A 21,152-nucleotide genomic window follows, 5' to 3' on the forward strand; every position below is an offset into this window, starting at 1 on the left:
GCGTCGACGTCGTCCGCCGTCACGGTGTAGGTCACGTCGTCCGCGTTATCGATCTGCAGGGTAAGGGTGTCACCGGCCTGGGTCCCGGCAGTCAGACCGACGCTGGCCTGAACCCCATCAGACAGCTCAGCAGCGTTGATGCTGTCGTCCTCAGCCTCGGCAATCGCCAGCGTCGGGGCATCGGTACCGGCGTCACCGCCAGGACTAGTAGTATCCACGCTCAGTTCAAAGGCTTCGCTTGGATCCGAGATATTATCGGCGGCATCAGTCGCTGTGACCGTCAGGCTATGGCTGCCCTCGGCCAGGGGGTCGGTCGGGGTGAAGGTCCAGGTGCCGCTCCCGTTCGCTTCGACGGACCCCAACTCGGTATCGCCATCGAATATGGTTACCGTACTGCCTGCCTCGGCGGTGCCGGACAGCGCTGGAGTGGTGTCATCGGTACTATCACCGCTAGTCAGCGCCCCGGTGATATCACCGGTATTGTCCTGAACCTGGACGATGGCCGGCACTTCTGGCGCTTCGGTATCCACGCTCAGTTCAAAGGCGTCACTTGGATCCGAGGTATTATCGGCGGCATCAGTCGCAGTGACCGTCAGGCTATGGCTGCCCTCGGCCAGCGGGTCGGTCGGAGTGAAGGTCCAGGTACCGCTCCCATTCGCTTCGACGGTCCCCAACTCGGTATCGCCATCGAATATGGTTACCGTACTGCCCGCCTCTGCGCTACCGGAAAGCGTCGGAGTGGTATCGTCAGTGCTGTCTCCGCTGGCCAACTGCCCGGTGATGTCGCCTTCGTCGTCCACCCCCACCGAGATGGTCGGCGCGGCTGGAGCCAGGGTGTCATCCAGAGAGGTATCTACCGCTACCGAGGTTGTCGGACTGATGTTCCCGACCTCGTCGATCGCCACCACTACCACCATGGTGCCGTCGGTCAGCGGAGAAGAAGGTGCCACCGACCAATCACCGGTCCTTGGGTCTGCCTCAACCCGCATCATCGTGGTGCCATCGCCGCGGATGTCAATCTCGACCATGCATCCCGGCTCAGCCTTGCCACTGATCACGGTTCCGTCGGTCGGATTGGTGAGTGGCGCGTCTGGAGCGTTAGTATCCACGCTCAATTCGAAGGCGGAGCTCGGCTCCGAAGTGTTGCCGGCGGGATCCGTCGCTGTGACCGTCAAGCTATGGCTGCCCTCGGCCAGCGGAGTGGTAGGGGTGAAGGTCCAGTTACCGCTCCCGTTAGCCTCGACAGTACCCAACTCGGTATCACCATCGAATATGGTCACCGTGCTGCCCGCCTCGGCGGTGCCAGACAGTGTCGGAGAGGTGTCGTCGGTGCTGTCACTGCTGGTTAGTGCCCCGGTGACGCCACCTTCATCGTCCGCGACTTCTGCAATGCTCGGGGTCGCCGGGGCAGCAGCATCTACCGTCAACGATGCTTCCGGGCTGGTGTTGCCCGCCGCATCGGTCGCTGTCACCGTGACGATAGAAGCGTCAGCCAACGGCGAAGAGGGCTCCGCCGACCACTCTCCAGTTGTCTCATCAGCGACGATCGTCAAGTCCACCGTGCCATCGCCATCGAGGTCGACGTTGATCGTGCTTCCGGGTTCAGCACTGCCGCTGATGACAGTGCCGTCACTCGGATTCAGGGTCGGAACATCGGGCGCGGTGGTATCGACCGTGACCTCAACGGCATCACTCGCCTCCGAGGTGTTGCCGGCGGCATCGGTGGCAGTGACTGTCAGGCTGTGGCTACCTTCGGCCAGCGGCTCGCTGGGGGTGAAGCTCCAGTTGCCGCTATCGTCCGCAATAACGGTACCCAGCACGGTATCGCCGTCACGAATGGTAATGGTGCTGCCCGCTTCAGCGCTGCCGGACAGCGTCGGGGTGGTGTCGTCGGTGCTGTCGCCGCTAGCCAAAAGACCAATGACGCCCCCCGTATCATCGCGGATGTCTTCGATCTGAGGAGCTGGCGGTGCTATCTGATCAGAACTGCCGTCGCTATCTTGGTCACTGCCATCGTCGCTGCCGTCATCACTGACCGGGGCGTCATCGCTATCATCGCTGCTGCCATCATCGGATGCCGCAGCTGCCAGACCCGCAGCGGCGGCACCGCCAAGAATCGCAGCGCCAATCCAGCCGCTGCCACCCTCTTCAGCTACAGCCACCATCTCGAAGCCGGCCATGTCAGGCTGAGGGACATACTGCGCTGCAACGACGCCGTTGTCGGCGGCTGGCGCCAGGTCCGCCCAGACCACCCCGCCCTCGCTATTTAAAAGGTAAAGCTCGCTCTGGCCTGCGCCCGCGTCGGAATAAAACCCGGCGATCTTCAACGTCTGGCCGTTGGCCATCTCGACAATGAGATCGTCGCCGTCTCTAACAAGGGAAATGACATCCTCAGGGCTTATATCCAGCAATACCTTGCTCGACGTCTCGAGAACAAGCTCCCCCTCGACCTCCCACGCGACAGCCTCGGATAAAGTTTCATCCAGACGGCTTACTTTGACAGTCATTCCCATGCGACACCCCTTGTCAGTTCCTTTGGCTTCCTGCGCTTTTCGCTCTGGCTCACAGCAAGCCCAACTTATTTTCATAGAGGACTTGTGATTAACCATGTAAGGCAAAGGAACCTGGAGAGGCAAGAGGGAAAAATCGATATTACTGGTGAGAAAAACCGTTTAAAAATCGGTTAAATAAAAAAAACAACATATAAAACATGTTTCTTTGCAGATGGAGATGTGAGCATGCTAACAAGAGCGAAATGCAACCAATTGATAAAAAAACACTTTTTTATCTATTCTTTATTTTAAGAAACGTATATTTAGTAAAGAATACTGTTACAACAAGAAACTTTGGATATGACTAAACAGTTCGACGACAACGCTTTTTAAACACATAACTTCTTTAACACCAGACTGTTCGACAAAAGGTGAATTGATGGAAAAATTCTCATTCGCTAGCGGCTTATGCCTGGCATGAAAACACTCCATGCCAACATTGCATTCATGTTGAATAGGCTCAGTCGACAGAAAGATCGCTCAACCGCGGAGGCGGTAACATGCAACCACGGACCGGCGAGATAGACCTCTCACAGATCGGGCTGAACACCTCTTAGCCGCAGCCACATGCCAAAATGACAGTGGCTCTCCTTGGGTATCCGCCAGTTCAGGTGAAGAAAGTATCAGCCGCAAAAAAAACTGGAAACAGCGCCTTGTCCCACAATTTCCATCGACATGAAGGGTTCCACTGTGCCCGGCTACCTCAACGCTAGCACTCCAACGAGCTAGCGCTACTCAGAAAGCCGCGACGACAACGGCTACCAGTCGGATCTATCGCCATCGAGTTGGCAATACACACGCTGCAGGTAGCCGTGGGCTCAAGGGACGATGGCGCGAAATGGCATCAGTGCCTTTAGAGATATTGCCTCCTCACGGCGATACCACCGGCAACCACAGCCATAGCGCCAGCAGTGCCGCCAGCAGCACGGGCGGGGTCATGACGATGCCGACCTTCATGTACTGCCCCCAGCTGATATGGGTGCCCTTGTCGGCCAGTACGTGCAGCCACAGCAGCGTCGCCAGGCTACCGATGGGGGTGAACTTGGGCCCGAGATCGTTGCCGATCACATTGGCGTAGACCATCAGCTCCCGGGTCAGCTCGCTGACCTGGGCCTGGTCGATGGCCAGCGCTCCGACCAGGGTGGACGGCATGTTGTTCATGACCGACGCCAGCAGCGCCGACGCCAGGCCGGTCCCCAGGGTGGCTACCAGGGCGCCCTGTTCACCCAGCCAGGTCAGCAGGGCGCTGGCATCTGCCGTCAGCCAGGCATTGCCGAGCCCGTAGACCACCAAGTACATGCCCACGGAGAACAGCACGATCTGCCAGGGCGCCCCCTTGAACACCTTGGGCAGGGAGATCACGCTACGCCCACCCTGGACCCAGCGCCCCGCCAGCGCCACCAGGATCAGCGCGGCGGATCCGGTCACCACCGCCACCGGCACGCCCAGCGGTGCGGTAACAAAGAAGGCCACCAGCAGCGCCGTCAGCACCGGAAAAGCGGCGCGAAACACCAGCGGGTCGCGAATCGCCTGACGCGGCTCTTCCAGCAAGGCCACGTCGTACTGCCCAGGAATGTCGCGACGAAACATCCAGCCCAGTACCACCAGGGTGGCCGCCAGTGACACCAGGTCCACCGGCACCATCACCATGGCGTAACGATTGAAGGAAATGTCGAAATAGTTGGCGCTGACGATGTTGACCAGGTTGGAGATGATCAACGGCAGGCTGGTGGAGTCGGCGACAAAGCCCGTGGCGATGATGAAGGCCAATGACGCCTGGGGAGAAAACTTGAGGCGGACCAGAATGGCCATGACGATGGGCGTCAGCAGAAGCGCCGCACCATCGTTGGCAAAGAAGGCCGCGATGACCGCCCCCAGCAAGATAATCAGCGGAAACAGGCGACGGCCGTTGCCACCGCCCCAACGGGCCACGTGCAGCGCCGCCCAGGCAAAGAACCCGGCCTCATCCAGGATCAGCGAGATCAGGATCAGGGCGACAAAGGTGAAGGTCGCGTCCCACACGATATCCCATACCACCAGCACATCGGGCAGGTCGACGACGCCAGCCACCAGGGCGACCAGCGCGCCGCCGAGGGCGCTGGTACCGATGCCGAGCCCCTTCGGCTGCCAGATCACCAGCACCAGGGTCACCACAAAAATAGCAAAGGCCAACATGCTCGACTCCCTGTCAAAGACTGTCCTGATTGACCCGCGCCGACAGCGCCTCGGCGCTTTCCACTCGCTCGGAGTAGCGCTGGGTCAGGTAGCGCGCACGGTCGCGATTGAGCCAGGTGAACTTCACCAGCTCTTCGCAGACATCAACGATACGCAGATACAACGGTGACAGACGCATCCGGCCCGCCTCGTTGAATTCATTGAATGCCTTGGGCACCGAGGACTGATTAGGGATGGTCAGCATGCGCATCCAGCGCCCCAGAATGCGCATCTGGTTGACGCTATTGAAGCTCTGACTACCGCCACATACCTGCATCAACGCCAGGGTCTTGCCCTGGGTGGGACGTACCCCGCCCAGTGACAGCGGCAGCCAGTCGATCTGTGCCTTCATCACCGAGGTCATGGCGCCATGGCGTTCCGGACTGACCCACACCATGCCTTCGGCCCAGGTCGCCAGCTCACGCAGCTCGGCCACCTTGGGATGATCGGCCTCGGCGCCGTCAGGCAACGGCAGTCCTACCGGGGAAAACGTGCGCACCTCTGCGCCGAAAGCCGTCAGCAGCCGCGCCGCCTCCTCGGCGACCAGGCGCGAGTAGGAGCGCTCGCGCAGCGAGCCGTACAGCACCAGAATGCGCGGGGCATGGCGCGGAGCATCGGCGGGTACCAGGGCATCTACATCGATGGCCTGGAAGTGCTCGGGATCAATGTTCGGCAGATCATGCAACAAGGATGCTGCGGTCATGAGTTGCCCTCCTTGAGGGTCACGATATCGCCATCTTCCTTGGTGAAGGTGCCACCCACCCGCGACAGCGGAGCCGCCAGCAGGTCGAGCACGCGCTCAGAGGGCCGGCACAAGGCGGTGCCCAGGTCGGTGACCACGATGGGCCGATTGATCAGGATGGGATGCGCCATCATGGCGCCGATCAATGCCTCGTCCGACAGGTGTGGCTGTTCAAGGCCCAGCTCTGCGTAGGGCGTCCCTTTCTGGCGCAGCAATGCCCTCGGCGTGATGCCCATGGCATCGATCAGCGCGACCAGGCGTTCGCGACTGGGGGGCGTCACCAGGTACTCGATGACCTCTGGGGTCTCGCCGGAGGCCTTGAGCATCGCCAGGGTATTACGTGACGTACCGCAGGCTGGGTTGTGATAGATCAGGGTCATGGTCGGGGTCGCTCCGTCAGGTGGGGTCGCTACAGCCAGGCGTCATCAGGTCGGCCAGCGGATGGCACACCTCAGGACGTCCGGCGCAGCAATCGCGCACCAGGAAGTCGAGTGTCCTGGCCATGTGCGCCAGTTCTGCCCGATAGACGATCGAGCGACTTTCCCGGCGCTGGCTGACCAGCCCAGCGCGGCTGAGCACGCCAAGGTGGGCCGATAGGGTGTTGTGGGGCACCTCCAGCAAGCGCGCCAATTCCCCCGCCGGTAGGCCATTGGGCTCATGCCGCACCAGCAGGCGAAAGGCCGCCAGCCGAGTAGGCTGGGACAGTGCCGCGAAGGTATCGAGAGTCGGTTGAAAGTCTTTAGTGTCCATATGTCCGGAATTATGGACATATTGATCGATACGTCAACCCTGGAGTGGCCAGTCTGGCGGCAACGGCATGGGGCAACGGCATAGAGTAGCCGGTGACAGGAGCCCGGCCCAAGCCCCACGGACAGAGTGATGGCCGGTGATTCGCCGGTGCCCTTGCTGTCATAAAAACGGCGCGCCCTGGAGAGGACGCGCCGTTTTTGCATGGGGACGGGAAGAGACATGGGGGCAAGCCCCACACCACCCCCTTTTACAGATAGTTGAACAACGACAGGTCACGAATGCCGATGAAAGCCTGCTGGGCGGCCTGCATGCCCACCTGGCGCAGACTGTACTCAGAGATCGCCTGGTTGTAGTCCAGGTCGACCAGGTCCGACATGGTCTGGGCGTAGTTGAGTTCACGGTTGCCGCTGACCGAGTCGATCACGTCCAGCTCATTGAGCCGTGCGCCGACCGAGGCGCGCTTGGTCAGCACGTTGTCGAGGCTGGCGTCCAGCTCGCGCATGGCGCCGTTGAGGGTGTTCTCCAGCGTCGCTTGCTGGGCGGGTGTGTCCGCCGGCGCTTCGAGCACCGCCAACACCTTCTCGAAGGTGGTAAAGACGTTGGTGTTCATCTCGTCGGCGGGGCCGAACACGACGGTATCGCCTGCCACAGGCTCGCCTTCGAGCTCGAGGCGCAGGCCTCCCACCTCTACCGTGGTGCCATCGGCTGCAAAGGGCTGATCCTCGAACGCAGCGCCGGCGCTGACCCAGTTGCCGCTGCCATCATCGACCTCCACGCTGTAGGTGGGCGCATCCGCCGTGCCGCCGAACGCGACCCGGTAGCGCTCGCCATACCCCGCATCAGCGGTATCGACGACATCAGGCCCGGCAAAGGTCACGCTACCGGCATTGGTGCTGCCCTGCTCAGCCACGTAGCCCGCACCGCTGGGCACGCTGGTGAAGATGTCGGCACCGGTATCCCCCACCGGCATCTTGCGCGAGGCGTCGACCTGCTGCTTGCGCACCTGATCGGCGCCAGCGTACTCGATGCCACTGCCAGAGTCCTTGAACGGTTCGCTGCCATCGGCATAGCCACCGAACAGATAGCGTCCATTGCCATCGGTCGCATTGGCCTGACCGATCATTGTCTCGTAGATACCGCGCAAGTCGCTGGCGATGGACTGACGGTCGGCATCGCTGAGGGTGCCGTTGGCCGCCTGAATCACCAGGGTCTTGGCACTGGCCAGCGCGTCGCTGACGCTATTGAGCACGCTTTCTTCCTGGGACAGCGCATTGCGTGCGCTGACCCTGGCATCGGTGTACTGCTGGGTCACCGCCTGGGCCTGGCTGACCGACACCGCGCGGGAGGCCGCCTGGGGATCATCCGACGGGTTGACCACTCGGCGCCCGGTCGCCAATTGCTGGCTCAGGTGCATGAAGTCGGACTGCTGACGGTTCAGTGAGCTGACGCTCTGGTCAAACATGGTAACGGTGCTGATACGCATGACCTGATGCTCCTTAGCCTCTCAGTCCAAGAATGGTGTCGACCACCGAGGTAGCGGTGTCGATGACCTTGGCATTCGCCTGGTAATACTGCTGATAGCGGATCAGATTGGCCGCCTCTTCATCCAGGTTGACCCCGGACTCGGACAGCTTGACCGCGCTGAGCTGCTCGGTCAGCCCCTGCTGTGCCGCCAGATTGACCTGCACCACATTGGTCCGGTTGCCCACGTCGCTGACCAGTGACGCGTAGGCCTGGCTGAGCGTCGCGCTGCCACCGACAGTGAGCGCATCCTGCAGCCCCTGCATGGCCAGCGCATTTTCGTTGTCGCCGCTGGCTCCGGACAGGCCAGCCGCAATCTTGTCGGGATCGCTGATGGCGGTCTCGAATTCACCGGCAGCGCGACGCACCGGCTGAATCTCGAAACGGTCACCATCGGCCAGCGCCGTGGGATCGTCGATGGCGAGCGTCACGCCGCCAAAACTGAGGGTGTTCTCGACCGCATCGAAGGTCGTGGTGATCGTCTCTCCGGTATCGCTGCGGGTGACCTCGAAGGTCGGTGGTGTGGCCGCGGCATCGGTGACCCGCACCTGGTAGTCCGCCGCCTCGAGCTCGCTGATATTGGCGGTGTCGAAGCTCGCCGTCAGGGTCGCACTGCCCGTATTGGCATCGTGGGTGAAGACCCTGGGAGCGCCGATATCAAACATCGCGCCACCGTCCATACCCTCCAGGTCCTTGCCAAGAGCATGCTGTTCGTTGAAGGCCACCGCCATGGATACCGCCAGCTGGCCGATCTGGTTCTGGGTGCGATCCAGCGTCTCGGAGCGGAACTGGATCAAGCCTCCCAAGGAGCCGCCCTGCAGACCGTCTTCATCCAGCACCTGCAGGCCACCCCCGGGATCCTGGTAGCCGACGACGATGCGCTGGGGGTCGCTGGGAGACGATACCGCCTTCAACTGATAGGACTGTGTGCCGGCCACCAGCGGCTGACCGCCAGGGAGATTGACGCGGTAGGAGGTACCGTCCTGGACCGTCAGTTCGACCCCGATGCGCTCGCTCATTTCGGTCACCAGCTGGTCGCGCTGGTTGAGCAAGGCATTGGGCGCTTCGCCGGTCTTGGCCCGCGCCAGGGCAATCTCGCGGTTGAGGGAGGCCAGCGCCTCGCTCTGATTGTTGATCTGGGTGATCTCGTCGCGAATCTGGCCATTGATGCCGTCCTGCATGTCCTGCAGGTAGCTGTCAAAGGCGCGGAACTGGGCACTCAGCGTATCCGCCGCTCCCAGCACGCCCTGACGGGCAGCAGGATCAGACGGTGCCGAGGCCAGGTCTTCCATCGAGGAGAAGAAGTTCTGCATCAACGGCGCCAGACCGGCGTCCTGGTCGGCCAGCAGACTATCGATCTGGTTGACCTGGGTCTGGTAGGCATTCAACGCCGAGTAGGCGCTGATCGAGCCATTGAGCTGGTCCGCCACGTACTGATTGAACTGGCGCTCGATGTCATTGACCTGCACCCCCTGGGTACCGCCACTTCCCTCGCCCAACACCGTGATCTCGCGGTTGTAGCCGGGGGTATAGACGTTACTGATATTGTTGCTGGTGGTGGACAGGGCATTCTGGGCAGCATTCAGACCGCTCAAGCCGATGGAGAACATGCTCATGGTGGAATTCCTTTCGCCGATAGAAGCGTTATCGGCCAAACCGCTTCAGGCTTGAGGCCGACAGCACCATTTCTTCCGTTGCTGTGTTGCGGGTCTAGAAGACGCGGGTAGGGTTCGTCGCAATATCCGCCCGTGCCAGCCAGTCTCCGCTGTCGCTGGCCTGGCTGACGCTTGCCTTGCTATCGCTGGCCTGGCTGCTGCTGGCCTGGCGGGTGCTCGTGTCAGCGCGGGCCCGCTCGACGGCGGCCACCTGGGTCGCCGCGGGTGCATCACTCAGCGGACCGAAGGTATGCATGACCGCAATCAGCTTGGCGGCATAGGCCGGGTCGGTGGCGTAGCCCCCCTGCTGCAGCGCGTGGGCGGCCGCTTCCGCATCGGGGGCCGTGGTCACAGCGGCGTAACGCGGGTTATCGCTGATCAAGCGGGCGTAGTCGGTAAAGGCTTCCTCGAAGGAGCCATAGACACGGAAATCATCGCGAATGCGCAGGCGCTGCCCCTGCTCCACCTCGTGGGTGGTGATCCGGGTCGTGGGGCCCTCCCAGCGACTACCGGCCTTGATGCCGAACAGGTTGTGGCTGTTGCCGCCGTCGGCGGTGGCGATCTCATGACGCCCCCACCCGGTTTCCAGGGCCGCCTGCGCCAGAATCAACTCTGCCGGCACGCCTGAGGCCTGACTGGCCGCCTGGGCAGGCGCGGCTAGCTTGTCGAGGAAGGCCTGGACATGGGCCGGTGTGTCGCGTGCCTCGCGACCGCTGATCTGGGCATCCGCTGCCCGCCGATCCAGCCCCGCGGTAACGGCGCCCAGTTCATCCAGGAAGCTGGCGGGCATCTCGACCTCATCAGCGGCCGGAGCGTCGCTTCTCAATGCATTGGACAGCGGACGCGGGGTACCGCGCGGTATCCCGGCGATCAACGCCTCCACCTCCGAACGCTGTTCTTCGCTGCTTGGCTGGGGCCCGCGCAGCTGCTGCAGCAGCTGATCCGCCAGGCCGATGCCACGGCTAGCCATGGTCTGCGACCACTGCTGGTCGAGCAAGGACTGGTAATACTGGGTCTGGCGGGACTCGGTCAGGCCGCTGCTGGGCACCGCATCGCGCATGCTCTTCATCATCATGTTGATGAACATTGCCTCGAACTGGCGCGCCGCTTCAGCGGCGGCAGCCGGATCCTGCTGGCGCGCACTGGTCTTCAGTCGCGACAGTCCCTGCATGTCCAGCGCGAAGCCCGCTTGCCCCACACTGCCCGTAGCACGGCTGGCGCCTGCCAGCGCAGACCCGGACAGACCCAGTGGAAGGTTCGACGACAGATCGGATATGGCCATCAGATGATCTCCAGCTCCGCTCTGAGTGATCCTGCCGCCTTGAGCGCTTCCAGGATCGACATCAGGTCATTGGGGGTCGCCCCCAGCGCATTCAGCGCGTCCACCACGTCCAGCAGACTCGCCCCCTCAACGATCTGCAGGGTGCCCTGCTCCTCGTTGATGGTAATGTCGGAGTCCGGCACGACCGCGGTATTGCCGGTCTCGCTGAAGGGCGTAGGCTGGCTGACGCCAAAGGCGGTATCGATGACGATCGACAGGTTGCCATGGGCCACCGCTGCCCGCTTCAGGGTCACGCTGCCATTGAGCACGATGGAGCCGGTCCGCGAATTCAACACCACCCTGGCTCGGGCCGGCATTGGCGTCAGCTCCACACTCTCGACCCTGGCCATGAAGTTGACCCGGGAGTTGGCGTTGGTCGGCCCATTCAGCGCGATCACTCCGCCGTTGCGCGCTGACGCCACCGGGTAGTCGAACTCGTCATTGATGGCTCGCACCATGCGCTCGGCGGTGCCGAAGTCGGCCTGGTTGAGCTGCAGTTCGAGCACCCCGTCGCGGCTGCCCAGCGACAGCGGCACGGTCTGCTCGACCATCGCACCACCGGCGATGCGACCCGCGGCCTGATGGCTGATCTGCACACTGGAACCGGCGGACTGCGCGCCGGCGCCGTTGATCAACAGATTGCCCTGGGCCAGCGCGTAGACGTCTCCATCGGCCCCCTTCAGCGGGGTCATCAGCAGGCTGCCGCCGCGCAGGCTCCGCGCATTACCGATCGACGAGACCACCACATCCAGGCGATGTCCCGGCTGAGCAAAGGGCGGCAGGTCGGCGGTCACCATCACCGCTGCCACGTTGCGCAACTGCATGTTGGTCCCCGGCGGCACCGTGATACCCAGCTGGGACAGCATGTTGTTGAGACTCTGGCCGGTGAACGGCGCCTGCATGGTCTGGTCGCCGGTGCCATCCAGCCCCACCACCAGGCCATACCCCACCAGCTGGTTGTCGCGCACACCGGCAAAAGTGGCCAGGTCGCGGACCTGCTCGGCGCGGGCCAGGGACGACCAGGCGCTCAGGCCGATCAGCAGCACCAGCATCAGACTGCCGAGGGTCAGGATGGGGCGACGGGAAACAGGATGTCTCATGATGCCAGGCCTAGAAGGGAGAAACGTTCAGGAAGAAGCGCTGCATCCAGCCCATGTGCTGGGCCTCGTTGATATAGCCATTGCCGACATACTCGATACGGGCATCGGCCACCGCCGTGGAAAGCACGGTGTTCTGGGTGGTGATGAAGCGCGGATTGACGACGCCACCGAAGCGAATGAACTCGGTACCCTGGTTGATGGCGATCTGCTTCTCGCCGCGCACTCTCAGGTTGCCGTTGTTCATCACTTCGATCACCGATACGGTGATGGTGCCGGTAAAGGAGTTGTTGGCCTGGGAGCCGCCGCCGCCGGCAAAGTCCGAGTCACCGTCGATCTCGAAGCCATAGTCCAGCAGGTCTTCCAGACCATCCGGCACCTGGGTGAAGGTCAGGCTGGAGCTGCCATCACGATCAGCGTTGGAGCGAGAGTTCTTGCTGGCGCTGACCTCTTCATCCAGCACGATGGTCAGGATGTCGCCGACGCTGCGCGGACGACGATCCTCGAACAGCGGCTGGTAGCCCCGTGCCTTCTGGAAGATCGAGCCGTTGGCCACCGGCAACGGGCGATCGGGGATCTCGATCTGCTCCTGCTCGCCGACCACCGAGGCATGAGGAATCTGGGCACAGCCCGACAGCGCCAGCACGGCCAGCGCCAGGGCCAGCATCAGCAGGCGCAGCGCTGGCCCCAGCACCGCATGAGAGCCCCCATCAACGCCAGTACGTGGCTGCCGCAGGGAAGAGTGAGTGTCAGCGTACATGGCCGGCTCCAGCGCTATCAGGGGACGTGATTCAGGGTGTCAGCACATCGATGGTCAGGGGCGTGTCAGTGACAGGCCGAGATCACAGCTGCGCCAGGCGCGCCAGCATCTCGTCGCTGGTCTGCACCGCCTTGGAATTGATCTCGTAGGCGCGCTGGGTCTCGATCATGCTGACCATCTCTTCCACCACGTTGACGTTGGACGTCTCGACGTAGCCCTGCAGCAAGCGACCGGCACCGTTCATGCCGGGCATCAGCTCATTGCGCGGCCCCGAGGAGCTGGTCTCCACGTACAGGTTGCCGCCGATGGACTGAAGCCCAGTGGCGTTGACGAAGGTCGAGATGGTGATCTGGCCGACCTCGTCGGACTCACTGGTGCCAGGCTGGGTCACCGAGACGATGCCGTCCTCGCCGATGTCCACGGACAGGGCGTTGTCAGGAATGATGATGGCCGGCTCCAGCGGATAGCCATTGGCGGTCACCATCTGGCCGTTCTCGTCGAGCTGGAAGCTGCCGTCGCGGGTAAAGGCGGTGGTGCCATCAGGCATCAGTACCTGGAAGAACCCTTTGCCATTGATCGCCAGGTCCCGGGAGTTCTCGGTCGACTCCAGGCCACCCTGGGTATGCAGCCGTTCGGTGGCTACCGGGCGCACACCGGAACCGATCTGCATGCCGGACGGCAGGCGATCCTGGACGTTGTTCTGGGCCCCCGGCTGACGCATGTTCTGGTACAGCAGGTCCTCGAACACGGCGCGGGACTGCTTGAACCCGTTGGTCGAGACGTTGGCCAGGTTGTTGGAAATCACGTCCAGCTGGACCTGCTGCGATTCGAGTCCGGTCTTGGCCGTCCACAGCGACTTGATCATGGTGCTTCTCTCCTCGTGCCGGGCCTTGCCAGCGCCGGCCTGTATTCAGGGGCCGTGGTATCAGCCGTTCAGCGACAGCAGGCCGTTGGCTTTCTGGGCGTTTTCGTCAGCGCTCGAGATCATCTTGGTCTGCAGCTCATAGCGGCGCGCCACATCGATCATCGAGACCATGGCCTCCACCGGATTGACGTTGCTGCCTTCCAGGGCTCCGCTGACCACCGTGACCTGCTCCGCCGCCGGCAGCTCAGCCGGCTGGCCGTTGGCTCCCGTCGCGCGGAACAGTCCGTCTGCGCCACGCTCCAGCTCGCCAGGCTCGGGAGCGACCAGCTTGAGTCGCCCCACTTCCGCCAGGGCGTCCGGGTCCTGGCCCATGCCGATGGCACTCAGGGTGCCGTCGGCGCCGACAAACAGCTCGGCCTCCAGCGGGATCTGAATCGGGCCGCCCTCGCCGATCACCGGACGCCCCATCGACGTCAGCAGGCCATTGGCATCGACCTGCAGGTCTCCCCGACGGGTGTAGGCCTCGCCGCCATCATCACCTTGCACGGCCAGAAAACCGTCACCGTCGATGGCCAGGTCCAGGGTGCGCCCTGTGCGGGTAATCGCGCCTGGCGTGAAGTCGGTGCCTGGCGTGGTGGCGGCGGTAGAGACCCGAGTATCCAGACGCGCTTCGCCTTCCACCGGCACCGCGCGCATGGCATGCAGCTGGGCCCGAAACCCGGAGGTGGAGGCGTTGGCCAGGTTGTGACTGACCACCGACTGCTGTTCCATGGTCTGGCGGGCGCCACTCATGGCGGTATAGAGCATGCGATCCATCGGCTATCCCTCTGGGGCGTCTGGGAGGCCACTGCCTGCGGCAGCAGCCGGGGCGGTCATCATCAGCGCAGGTTGATGGCGGTCTGCAGCACTTCGTCCTGGGTCTTGATGGTCTGGGAGTTGGCCTGATATGCCCGCTGGGTGACGATCATGCTGACCAGTTCCTTGGCCATGTCGACGTTGGACGTTTCGATGGCGCCGGACTGGATGCCGCCCAGCAGACCGGTGCCCGGGGCGCCGACCAGCTCCTGGCCGGAGGCGTCGGTGGCCGCCCAGGTGTTGTCACCGGCAGGGGACAGGCCTTCCGGATTACGGAAGTTGGCCAAGGCGATCTGACCGGCCGGGCGCGTCTGCTCATTGGAGTAGCTGCGCACCACGGTGCCGTCGTCCTGGATGCTGATACCGACCAGGGCGCCGGAGGTATAGCCGTTCTGGTTCAGTGCCGTGGTGCTGGCGCTGTTACCGAACTGGGTGGAGCCGGAGATATCGAAGTCGAGCTTCATTTCCGCAGCAGCACCATCAAAGTAGTCAGCGGCATCAAAAACCAAAGAAAAGCTTGCTGGGTCCGGCTCACTGAGCAAGCCGTTGGCGTCAAACTTCATATCTAGAGCCTTGGGATCGGCCCCATCCATCAGCACCTTGCCGTCCATCGCCATGGTGCCCGTCCAGGTATTCGGCCCGGTCTTCTCGTAGTAGACCGTCACGTTGCGCGGGTTGCCGAGGGAGTCGTAGGCGGTGAAGTTGTTGGAGTAGTGATACGCCACCGGCACGTTGGTGGCGCCACCAGACCCGGCCAGGGTCACGCTGTTGGTGTCGACGCCCACTTCCTTGCGCGAGTCCAGATTGAAGGTGGTGGCCACCTCGGTGGTGGCGCTGGCCGGCATCTCGTCGGCCTCGATCTGCAGTACTTCGGGCTGACCGCCGACCTGTACTTGACCGGCAGCGTTGACGCCGTAGCCCATGATGCGGGCGCCCTGGGCGTTCTGCAGGTAACCATCCGGGGTCATCGTCAGCTGGCCATTGCGGCTGTACACCACCTGGCCGTTCTGTTCCATGCGGAAGAAGCCATCGCCGCTGATGCCCAGGTCCAGAGGACGATTGGTGGATTCCAGGTTGCCGCCGCTGAAGTCCTGCAGCACCGTGGAGACCTTGGTGCCCAGGCCGATCTGGGAATTGGCGAAGACGTCGGCGAACTGGGCGCTGCCGCTCTTGTAGCCCACGGTCTGCGAGTTGGCGATGTTGTTGCCCAGCACATCCAGGCTGTCGGCGGCGGCATTCAGGCCGCTAAGCGCTTGTGAAAAGCCCATGTCACACTCCTTAGATAGTTCCCTGCGTCGATGACTCGACGATCATGTTCTCGACCTTCAGCGGCGCACGGCAGCCTAGTCGGCACAGCCTGGACGTCGCCAGCGACCTCTCGACTCGCCCTACAGAATCTGGCGAATATCATTGAGCGCCACCTGGCCGTAGACCGCGCCAAGGTCGAGCATGACCTGGCCGCTGTCCGTGGCCGGGGACACACCCCCCACCTGGGCATAGTTCAAGGCGGTGACCGACAGCGCCTCACCCTCGACACCGGTGGCATCGATGCTGACGCGATAGGCACCTTCAGGGGCGGCCACGCCCTCCGCGGTCATGCCATCCCACTGGAACGACTCGCTCCCCGCCGACGCCGGGCCCAGGTTGTAGCTATTGATGACTTCGCCGGACTCGTTGGTGATGGTCACCTTGACCTCGGCCGCGGGGCTATCCAGCTCGACACCAAAGGGCGTGGAGACCGGAGTGCCATCGTCGTTGTGGGCCATGACGATGCGATCTCCGGGCACCAGCACGCCCTTGCCGATCAGCGAGGTCGCCTGCAGCGCCTGGCCGGCATTGATCTGGCCAGTGATCGACGACATGGTCTCGTTGAGATCCTCGATGCCGGATACGGTATTGATCTGAGCCAACTGCGAGGTCATCTCGCTGTTGTCCATGGGGTTGAGTGGATCCTGGTTCTGCAGCTGCGTCACCAGCATCGTCATGAAGTTGTCGCCGAGCTCATCGGAGGCCTGCTTGGAGCTGGCCTGAGCAGTCGCGGCATTGACGGCGTTATAGACGCTGGGATCAATGGTAGTGGCCATCGGCTCAGCCCTCGCCCAGGGTCAGCGTCTTGAGCATCAGCTGCTTGCTGGTGTTCATGACCTCGACGTTGGCTTGATAGGAGCGGGAGGCGGAGATCATGTTGACCATCTCGCCCACCGGGTCGACGTTGGGCATCGACACGTAGCCGGCATCGTCCGCCAGCGGGTGCTCGGGGCGGTACTCCTGACGCAGCGGAGAGGGATCCTCGACCACCTCGCGCACCGCCACACCGCCGATGCCGTCGCTGGCGGCGCGCGATTCAAACACCGCCTGACGCGCTCGGTAGGCCTCGCCATCGGGGCCGGCCACGCTGTCGGCGTTGGCCATATTGCTGGCGGTGACGTTCATGCGCTGAGACTGGGCGGTCATCGCCGAGGCAGAAATATCAAAGATCGAGAACATCGACATGGAGCGCTCTCCCTGCGTGGAATAAATGGTGGCCTGGGCTTATTGCTCTGGCTGCATGGCCTGCTTGAGGCCCTGGATGCGGCTGTTGAGGATGGTCAGCGCAGCCTGATAGCGCACCGAGTTGTCGGTAAACGCCGCCCGCTCACGATCCATGTCCACGGTGTTGCCATCGAGGCTTGCCTGTTCCGGCACGCGATACTTGAGTTCACTGCCGCCCAGGGACAGCGCGCTGCCGTGCCCCGACAGGTGATGGCCAGAGGTCCGCGACAGCGCCAGCCCCGGCTGAGACATGCCGCGGGTAGCGGATTCCAGCGCCTGGGCGAAATCCATGTCGCGGGCCTTGTAGCCAGGGGTATCCGCATTGGCGATATTGCTGGCCAGCACCTTCTGGCGCTCCTGTCGCAGCGACAAGGCCTGCTGATGAAAGGCCAGAGAGGCTTCGAGCTGATCGATCATCCCAGTGCGCTCCGTAGGCAGGGAACAAAGACAAAGGTTTCGACGATGAAGAATACCCAGCCCGGTGTCAGCACAAAGCCGTGAACAGCCGTCATAAGCGTGCCCATTTCGATCCATACCGGCGCCGCGCCAAGGCTAGACTGATGTGCCATACGCCATCCCAGGCCATGTTTTCGGCGACAGGTACCCGCCATGCCACAGCGTTCGCAGCGCCTAGACACCCTTTCCTTGCTGGACCCGCAGCGACGCTCAAGCCTTGCGCCGCTGGCGCGACTGCTGCTGGTCATTTTCCTGCTGGCCACGTCCCTGCTGACCATTGCCTGCACAGCACAGGCCGCGGATGAACCGCAGCACACCGCATTGCTTGATCGGGTCGAGGGGTTTCTGTTCGAGCAGGCGCTGGCCGACGGCGCCTCGCCACAAGACCTGCAGATCGAGGTCTTTGCACCGGCGGCAGACCTGACGGACTGCCAGGCAGCAGAGCCCTTTCTGCCTCGCGCTGGTACGCGCCTGGCCGGACGGGTCTCGGTCGGGCTGCGCTGCGCCGGGGAGTCGCACCGCACGCGCTATCTGCAGGCTGACATCACCCGCATGGGTTGGCAGCTGGTGGCGGCTCGCGACATTGCCCCCGGAGAGCGCCTGAGCGACGACATGCTGGGCCGTGAGCGGGTCGATCTGGCCCGGCTGTCCTCCCAGGCATTGAACGACCCTGCCAGCGCCATCGGCCAGGTCGCCCGGCGCGGCATCCGACAGGGGCAGGCCCTGGCCAGCCACCAGCTCAGCGCTCCGAAACTCGTCAGACGAGGCGAACAGGTCGCGGTGGAAGCCAGCGGACGCGGCTTTCGCATTAGCCGCCAGGGCGAGGCTCTGGAGGCAGGAGGAATGGGGGACAGGGTGCGCGTCAGGGTGGATCGGCGCCAGGTGCTTGAGGCCAGGGTGGTCGATCGCGGGCGCTTGGCGGTGGCCTTCTAGCCGCTTCCCTTCATGCTTGCAGCGCCCACCACTGGTCATCCAGACCCTGCTGGCCTAAAGTTTGGCGCAGCGCTGCCGATACCCTTTCTAGTTACCGAGTCAGGCACGTCAGCCGCGCCTGCTTCTAGCGCCAATCTTGTGAGGCCATGCCCGTGAAAATCGATTCGCAACAGCCGCTGACCCGCCCCGCCCAGAGCGAAGGGCCTCAGCAGAGCGAAAAACCGACGCCCGCTGGCACCTCGTCATCGGCGGAAGCCGGCGCCCAGACCCACCTCAGCCGTCCGGCGGCCGATGCCAGCCAGGACATCGACATGGCACGGGTAGAAGAGATTCGCGACGCCATTCGTGAAGGTCGCCTGGAGATCAATCCGGAGCGGATCGCCGACGGGCTGATCGACAGTATTCGCAGCATGCTGGACGAGCCGGCGGCCGGCAACGGACGCGATCCGTCATGAGCCTCATCCGCCTGCTGGATCAGCAGCACACCCGCCTGAGCGATCTGCTGGGACTGCTGCAGCAGGAGCAGGAGTGCCTGGTGCAAGGCCAGGTCGACACCGAGGCCCTGGTGGGATTGGCCACGCGCAAGTCGGAGATTCAGCAGCAACTTGCCGAGACCGAGGCGCGACGTCGTCAGGTGCAGTGCCGCCTGGGCTACGCCGACGACCGCGAGGGAGCGCGCCAGGCCGCCATGGATGCAGGTTGTATCGCGCAGTGGGACTCCACCATGGCGATGGCCAGGGACGTCTCCCGCGCCAACCTGCGCTGCGGGGAATTGCTCGGCCTGCGTATGCAGCACAACCAACAGATGCTCGACGAGATTCACCGCATCGCCAACGCCAGCGTCTATCGGCCAGACGGGCGTACCCGCCTGCAACCCTCGCGCCTGAACGTCTCGGCCTGAGCCGCGGCAACTCTCCGCCAGTTCTGCTGTTTTCCACACGTCAGTGACTCACACCGCAGTTACCCATACTGCAGTTACCCACACTGCGGCTGCCCAGCCAGCACCGACAGCCGGGCAGTGGCCGTATGACTACAGCGGTGCCGCCGGCCTCGCTCCCGCCGCCACCCAGGCCAGCAGTGCGTGAGCTTCCAACGGCGCCCCCAGCAAATGCCCCTGAGCCCGCATCAGCCCCAGCGCTCGTACCGTTTCGAGCTGGCTGGCGGTTTCTACTCCAACGGCCACCGCGGTGAACTCCAGGGTCTCGAAGCAGCGAATCAGCGCCGCGACGCTCTGGCGTGCACTCGATGAGGGTTCGGCCAGCGCGCGCAGGGTATCGGGGCCCAGCTTGCCGAGGGAGACCGGCAGCGAGGCCATACCGAACAGGTCCACCGGGGACTGGCCCAGCCGGTCCACCCCCAGCCGTATACCCAGCGCCACCAGCCGCCGCAGCAGGTGAGACTGGCGGTAGCCCACCTCGAACAGACCGGTGCCATCGACCTCCAGGCTCAGCCAGTCAAGACGCTCGTCGCCACCACTGTCTGCACTGCACAGCTGACGGAGATACAGGTCCAGCGCCCGGCCATCAAAGCTGACCTGATCGAGCAGGCAGGGATGAATGTTCACCGCCACATCCCAGTCCCCCAGCACCAGCCCTGCTTCGCGCCAACGCCGGCGCTGGGCCATGACCTCCTTCAACACCCAGCGGTCCAGCCGATCGATCAGCTGCATCTCCGCCGCCAGCCCCAGAAACTCCTCCGGGGCGATATCCCCGCGGCGGGGATGGCGCCAGCGCACTAGCGCCTCGAGCCCGCAGCAATGTCGCGAGGACAGATCGAACTGGGGTTGAAACACCAGGTACAGCTGCTGGTCGGGAAACATCAGCGCTTCCTGCAGCTCCTGACGGAAGCACTGCTGGATTTCCATCAACTGCTGAAGGCTGCCGTCATAGAAGGCAAAGCTACCCAGCGGCGCCTCTTCCAGCGCCTTTTCCGCATGGGCCAGCAGCTCGCCCGCCTCTTCTCCATCCTCAGGGCATAGCGCAATACCGATGCGCGGCTCGATCAGCGCAGGCGAGTAGCCGGACAGGGTAAACGGGGGTTCCAGCGCCTCCAGGCAGCGATCGGCGATCACCTGGAGGGTCTCGGGGGACATCGGATGCTCCAGCAGGATGCCCCAGCGCTCCCGGTCGAGCTGCACCACACTGTCTTCGCGTCGCAGGGTGTTGACCAGGCGGCGGCCGGCGCGGCGTGACACACGTGACGCCACCTCGGCGCCATGCTCCACCATCAAACGTGAAATACCATGCAGCTCGACCAGCATGACCCCAAGGCGCTGGCCCAGCCGGTCGGCACGTTCGAAGGCGTGGGACAGACGATCTTCGAAGATCCAGGCGCTGGCCACGCTGCCGATATCCGCATGGCGGCGCTCGAGCACCGACTCGGCGTCAGCGTTGAGGTCGATAAAGGTGACCAGCCACATTAGCGGCTCTGCCAACGAGTCCGCCTCGCCCGCGTCGCGATCGAAGGAAACACAGGACATCAGGCCCAGGCGAGCATTGGCGCTGTCATCTACCAGCAGCCAGGCCTGCTGCCATTCCTCACCGGGTGACAGGGTGTGATAGCTGCCACGCTCTCCCAGCAGGTTGACGAAGGGGCGAAACAACTCGTTGAGATTACGCCCGATCAGCTCGCCGCCGGTGGGGCATGCCAGCACCGTCAGGGCCGTGTTGACCCACACCAGCCTGTCGTTGGCGTCAATCAGTGCCATACAGACCGGTGCCCGGTCCAATACCAGCCCCGCCACCACCGACGGGTGGCGCGTCACGGTGCCTCCGCCATCTGCCTGCGACAGCGACCTTGGGCCCATGTCTCCTCGTCGATCCTTAGCCATGTGCCCTGCCCAGAAAAAGGTAAGCGGTGCGCATTACCTAATATAGTCATTATCGGCTGGCAAAGTGCA

The 21,152-nt window shown here is 63.3% G+C and carries 21 protein-coding genes; 3 read left to right on the forward strand and 18 right to left on the reverse strand.

Going from position 1 to position 21,152, the window contains the following annotated elements; translation table 11 throughout:
* The 17 genes from KUV41_RS16890 to KUV41_RS16970 all read right to left on the reverse strand — a co-directional run.
* Positions 1–2,507, reverse strand: a 2,507-nt coding sequence (locus KUV41_RS16890; RefSeq protein WP_222486839.1) for an Ig-like domain-containing protein, incomplete at its 3' end; no start/stop codon positions are given.
* A gap of 915 nt (positions 2,508–3,422) precedes the next feature.
* Complete coding sequence (locus tag KUV41_RS16895) at positions 3,423–4,727, reverse strand: arsenic transporter (protein ID WP_222486840.1); 1,305 nt, start codon at positions 4,725–4,727, stop codon at positions 3,423–3,425.
* Positions 4,728–4,740: 13 nt separating this feature from the next.
* Positions 4,741–5,469 (reverse strand): arsenical resistance protein ArsH, encoded by a 729-nt coding sequence (gene arsH / locus KUV41_RS16900; RefSeq protein ID WP_222486841.1) that lies wholly within the window; start codon positions 5,467–5,469, stop codon positions 4,741–4,743.
* On the reverse strand, positions 5,466–5,888 hold the full coding sequence (arsC, locus tag KUV41_RS16905) for an arsenate reductase (glutaredoxin) (RefSeq protein WP_222486842.1): 423 nt from the start codon (positions 5,886–5,888) through the stop codon (positions 5,466–5,468). Before arsC ends, arsH begins: the two co-directional genes overlap by 4 nt.
* Before the next feature lie 16 nt (positions 5,889–5,904).
* Positions 5,905–6,258, reverse strand: a complete 354-nt coding sequence (locus tag KUV41_RS16910) for an ArsR/SmtB family transcription factor (protein WP_222486843.1) — start codon at positions 6,256–6,258, stop codon at positions 5,905–5,907.
* A gap of 247 nt (positions 6,259–6,505) precedes the next feature.
* A complete protein-coding gene (flgL, locus tag KUV41_RS16915) occupies positions 6,506–7,741 on the reverse strand; it encodes a flagellar hook-associated protein FlgL (RefSeq protein WP_222484104.1) in 1,236 nt (411 codons plus the stop codon).
* Between the two features lie 13 nt (positions 7,742–7,754).
* Positions 7,755–9,395, reverse strand: a complete 1,641-nt coding sequence (gene flgK, locus KUV41_RS16920; RefSeq protein ID WP_222486844.1) for a flagellar hook-associated protein FlgK — start codon at positions 9,393–9,395, stop codon at positions 7,755–7,757.
* Between the two features lie 94 nt (positions 9,396–9,489).
* Positions 9,490–10,716 carry a flagellar assembly peptidoglycan hydrolase FlgJ gene (flgJ, locus tag KUV41_RS16925; RefSeq protein ID WP_222486845.1) on the reverse strand — a complete coding sequence of 409 codons (1,227 nt, stop codon included), beginning with the start codon at positions 10,714–10,716 and terminating at the stop codon, positions 9,490–9,492.
* Positions 10,716–11,855 (reverse strand): flagellar basal body P-ring protein FlgI, encoded by a 1,140-nt coding sequence (locus KUV41_RS16930; RefSeq protein WP_261396095.1) that lies wholly within the window; start codon positions 11,853–11,855, stop codon positions 10,716–10,718. The genes flgJ and KUV41_RS16930 overlap by 1 nt, the downstream gene beginning before the upstream one ends.
* 10 nt (positions 11,856–11,865) lie before the next feature.
* Positions 11,866–12,519: a flagellar basal body L-ring protein FlgH gene (locus tag KUV41_RS16935; RefSeq protein WP_261396113.1), complete on the reverse strand. Its 654-nt coding sequence runs from the start codon at positions 12,517–12,519 to the stop codon at positions 11,866–11,868.
* Between the two features lie 175 nt (positions 12,520–12,694).
* Entirely contained in the window at positions 12,695–13,477 is a 783-nt protein-coding gene (flgG, locus tag KUV41_RS16940) for a flagellar basal-body rod protein FlgG (protein WP_206941865.1), read from the reverse strand.
* Between the two features lie 60 nt (positions 13,478–13,537).
* Positions 13,538–14,293 carry a flagellar basal-body rod protein FlgF gene (flgF, locus tag KUV41_RS16945; protein ID WP_206941867.1) on the reverse strand — a complete coding sequence of 252 codons (756 nt, stop codon included), beginning with the start codon at positions 14,291–14,293 and terminating at the stop codon, positions 13,538–13,540.
* Positions 14,294–14,355: 62 nt separating this feature from the next.
* Positions 14,356–15,600, reverse strand: coding sequence for a flagellar hook protein FlgE (flgE, locus tag KUV41_RS16950; protein WP_222486847.1), 1,245 nt, complete (start codon positions 15,598–15,600; stop codon positions 14,356–14,358).
* A gap of 120 nt (positions 15,601–15,720) precedes the next feature.
* Positions 15,721–16,416 carry a flagellar hook assembly protein FlgD gene (flgD, locus tag KUV41_RS16955; RefSeq protein WP_206941871.1) on the reverse strand — a complete coding sequence of 232 codons (696 nt, stop codon included), beginning with the start codon at positions 16,414–16,416 and terminating at the stop codon, positions 15,721–15,723.
* A gap of 4 nt (positions 16,417–16,420) precedes the next feature.
* Positions 16,421–16,825: a flagellar basal body rod protein FlgC gene (gene flgC / locus KUV41_RS16960; protein ID WP_222486848.1), complete on the reverse strand. Its 405-nt coding sequence runs from the start codon at positions 16,823–16,825 to the stop codon at positions 16,421–16,423.
* Between the two features lie 39 nt (positions 16,826–16,864).
* On the reverse strand, positions 16,865–17,281 hold the full coding sequence (gene flgB / locus KUV41_RS16965; RefSeq protein WP_206941875.1) for a flagellar basal body rod protein FlgB: 417 nt from the start codon (positions 17,279–17,281) through the stop codon (positions 16,865–16,867).
* Positions 17,278–17,433, reverse strand: a complete 156-nt coding sequence (locus KUV41_RS16970) for a hypothetical protein (protein WP_206941877.1) — start codon at positions 17,431–17,433, stop codon at positions 17,278–17,280. The genes flgB and KUV41_RS16970 overlap by 4 nt, the downstream gene beginning before the upstream one ends.
* A gap of 40 nt (positions 17,434–17,473) precedes the next feature.
* Between KUV41_RS16970 and flgA the strand changes: the two genes are divergently transcribed.
* From flgA to KUV41_RS16985, 3 genes are all read left to right on the forward strand, one after another.
* The gene (flgA, locus tag KUV41_RS16975) at positions 17,474–18,253 is read left to right on the forward strand and encodes a flagellar basal body P-ring formation chaperone FlgA (protein WP_222486849.1); all 780 of its coding nucleotides are present in this window, start codon (positions 17,474–17,476) and stop codon (positions 18,251–18,253) included.
* A gap of 152 nt (positions 18,254–18,405) precedes the next feature.
* The gene (flgM, locus tag KUV41_RS16980; RefSeq protein ID WP_206941881.1) at positions 18,406–18,708 is read left to right on the forward strand and encodes a flagellar biosynthesis anti-sigma factor FlgM; all 303 of its coding nucleotides are present in this window, start codon (positions 18,406–18,408) and stop codon (positions 18,706–18,708) included.
* Positions 18,705–19,154: a flagella synthesis protein FlgN gene (locus tag KUV41_RS16985; RefSeq protein ID WP_222486850.1), complete on the forward strand. Its 450-nt coding sequence runs from the start codon at positions 18,705–18,707 to the stop codon at positions 19,152–19,154. Before flgM ends, KUV41_RS16985 begins: the two co-directional genes overlap by 4 nt.
* Positions 19,155–19,283: 129 nt before the next feature.
* On the opposite strand, the gene KUV41_RS16990 is transcribed toward KUV41_RS16985, so the two are convergent.
* Positions 19,284–21,059, reverse strand: a complete 1,776-nt coding sequence (locus KUV41_RS16990) for a GGDEF domain-containing phosphodiesterase (RefSeq protein ID WP_222486851.1) — start codon at positions 21,057–21,059, stop codon at positions 19,284–19,286.
* Positions 21,060–21,152 lie beyond the last annotated feature (93 nt).

It is taken from the genome of Halomonas sp. DP8Y7-1 (assembly GCF_019801685.1).
GTDB lineage: Bacteria > Pseudomonadota > Gammaproteobacteria > Pseudomonadales > Halomonadaceae > Halomonas > Halomonas litopenaei_A.

What these genes read in the sequence shown, in the direction of transcription:
- KUV41_RS16935 (WP_261396113.1), bottom strand. Translation starts at nt 12,519, where the DNA reads ATGCTGGCCCTGGCGCTGGCCGTGCTGGCGCTGTCGGGCTGTGCCCAG.
- KUV41_RS16985 (WP_222486850.1), top strand. Translation starts at nt 18,705, where the DNA reads ATGAGCCTCATCCGCCTGCTGGATCAGCAGCACACCCGCCTGAGCGAT.
- arsC (WP_222486842.1), bottom strand. Translation starts at nt 5,888, where the DNA reads ATGACCCTGATCTATCACAACCCAGCCTGCGGTACGTCACGTAATACC.
- KUV41_RS16910 (WP_222486843.1), bottom strand. Translation starts at nt 6,258, where the DNA reads ATGGACACTAAAGACTTTCAACCGACTCTCGATACCTTCGCGGCACTG.
- KUV41_RS16895 (WP_222486840.1), bottom strand. Translation starts at nt 4,727, where the DNA reads ATGTTGGCCTTTGCTATTTTTGTGGTGACCCTGGTGCTGGTGATCTGG.
- flgC (WP_222486848.1), bottom strand. Translation starts at nt 16,825, where the DNA reads ATGTCGATGTTCTCGATCTTTGATATTTCTGCCTCGGCGATGACCGCC.
- KUV41_RS16930 (WP_261396095.1), bottom strand. Translation starts at nt 11,855, where the DNA reads ATGAGACATCCTGTTTCCCGTCGCCCCATCCTGACCCTCGGCAGTCTG.
- flgG (WP_206941865.1), bottom strand. Translation starts at nt 13,477, where the DNA reads ATGATCAAGTCGCTGTGGACGGCCAAGACCGGACTCGAATCGCAGCAG.
- flgD (WP_206941871.1), bottom strand. Translation starts at nt 16,416, where the DNA reads ATGGCCACTACCATTGATCCCAGCGTCTATAACGCCGTCAATGCCGCG.
- flgA (WP_222486849.1), top strand. Translation starts at nt 17,474, where the DNA reads ATGCCACAGCGTTCGCAGCGCCTAGACACCCTTTCCTTGCTGGACCCG.
- flgB (WP_206941875.1), bottom strand. Translation starts at nt 17,281, where the DNA reads ATGATCGATCAGCTCGAAGCCTCTCTGGCCTTTCATCAGCAGGCCTTG.
- KUV41_RS16970 (WP_206941877.1), bottom strand. Translation starts at nt 17,433, where the DNA reads ATGGCACATCAGTCTAGCCTTGGCGCGGCGCCGGTATGGATCGAAATG.
- arsH (WP_222486841.1), bottom strand. Translation starts at nt 5,469, where the DNA reads ATGACCGCAGCATCCTTGTTGCATGATCTGCCGAACATTGATCCCGAG.
- flgJ (WP_222486845.1), bottom strand. Translation starts at nt 10,716, where the DNA reads ATGGCCATATCCGATCTGTCGTCGAACCTTCCACTGGGTCTGTCCGGG.
- KUV41_RS16990 (WP_222486851.1), bottom strand. Translation starts at nt 21,059, where the DNA reads ATGGGCCCAAGGTCGCTGTCGCAGGCAGATGGCGGAGGCACCGTGACG.
- flgL (WP_222484104.1), bottom strand. Translation starts at nt 7,741, where the DNA reads ATGCGTATCAGCACCGTTACCATGTTTGACCAGAGCGTCAGCTCACTG.
- flgE (WP_222486847.1), bottom strand. Translation starts at nt 15,600, where the DNA reads ATGGGCTTTTCACAAGCGCTTAGCGGCCTGAATGCCGCCGCCGACAGC.
- flgK (WP_222486844.1), bottom strand. Translation starts at nt 9,395, where the DNA reads ATGAGCATGTTCTCCATCGGCTTGAGCGGTCTGAATGCTGCCCAGAAT.
- flgF (WP_206941867.1), bottom strand. Translation starts at nt 14,293, where the DNA reads ATGGATCGCATGCTCTATACCGCCATGAGTGGCGCCCGCCAGACCATG.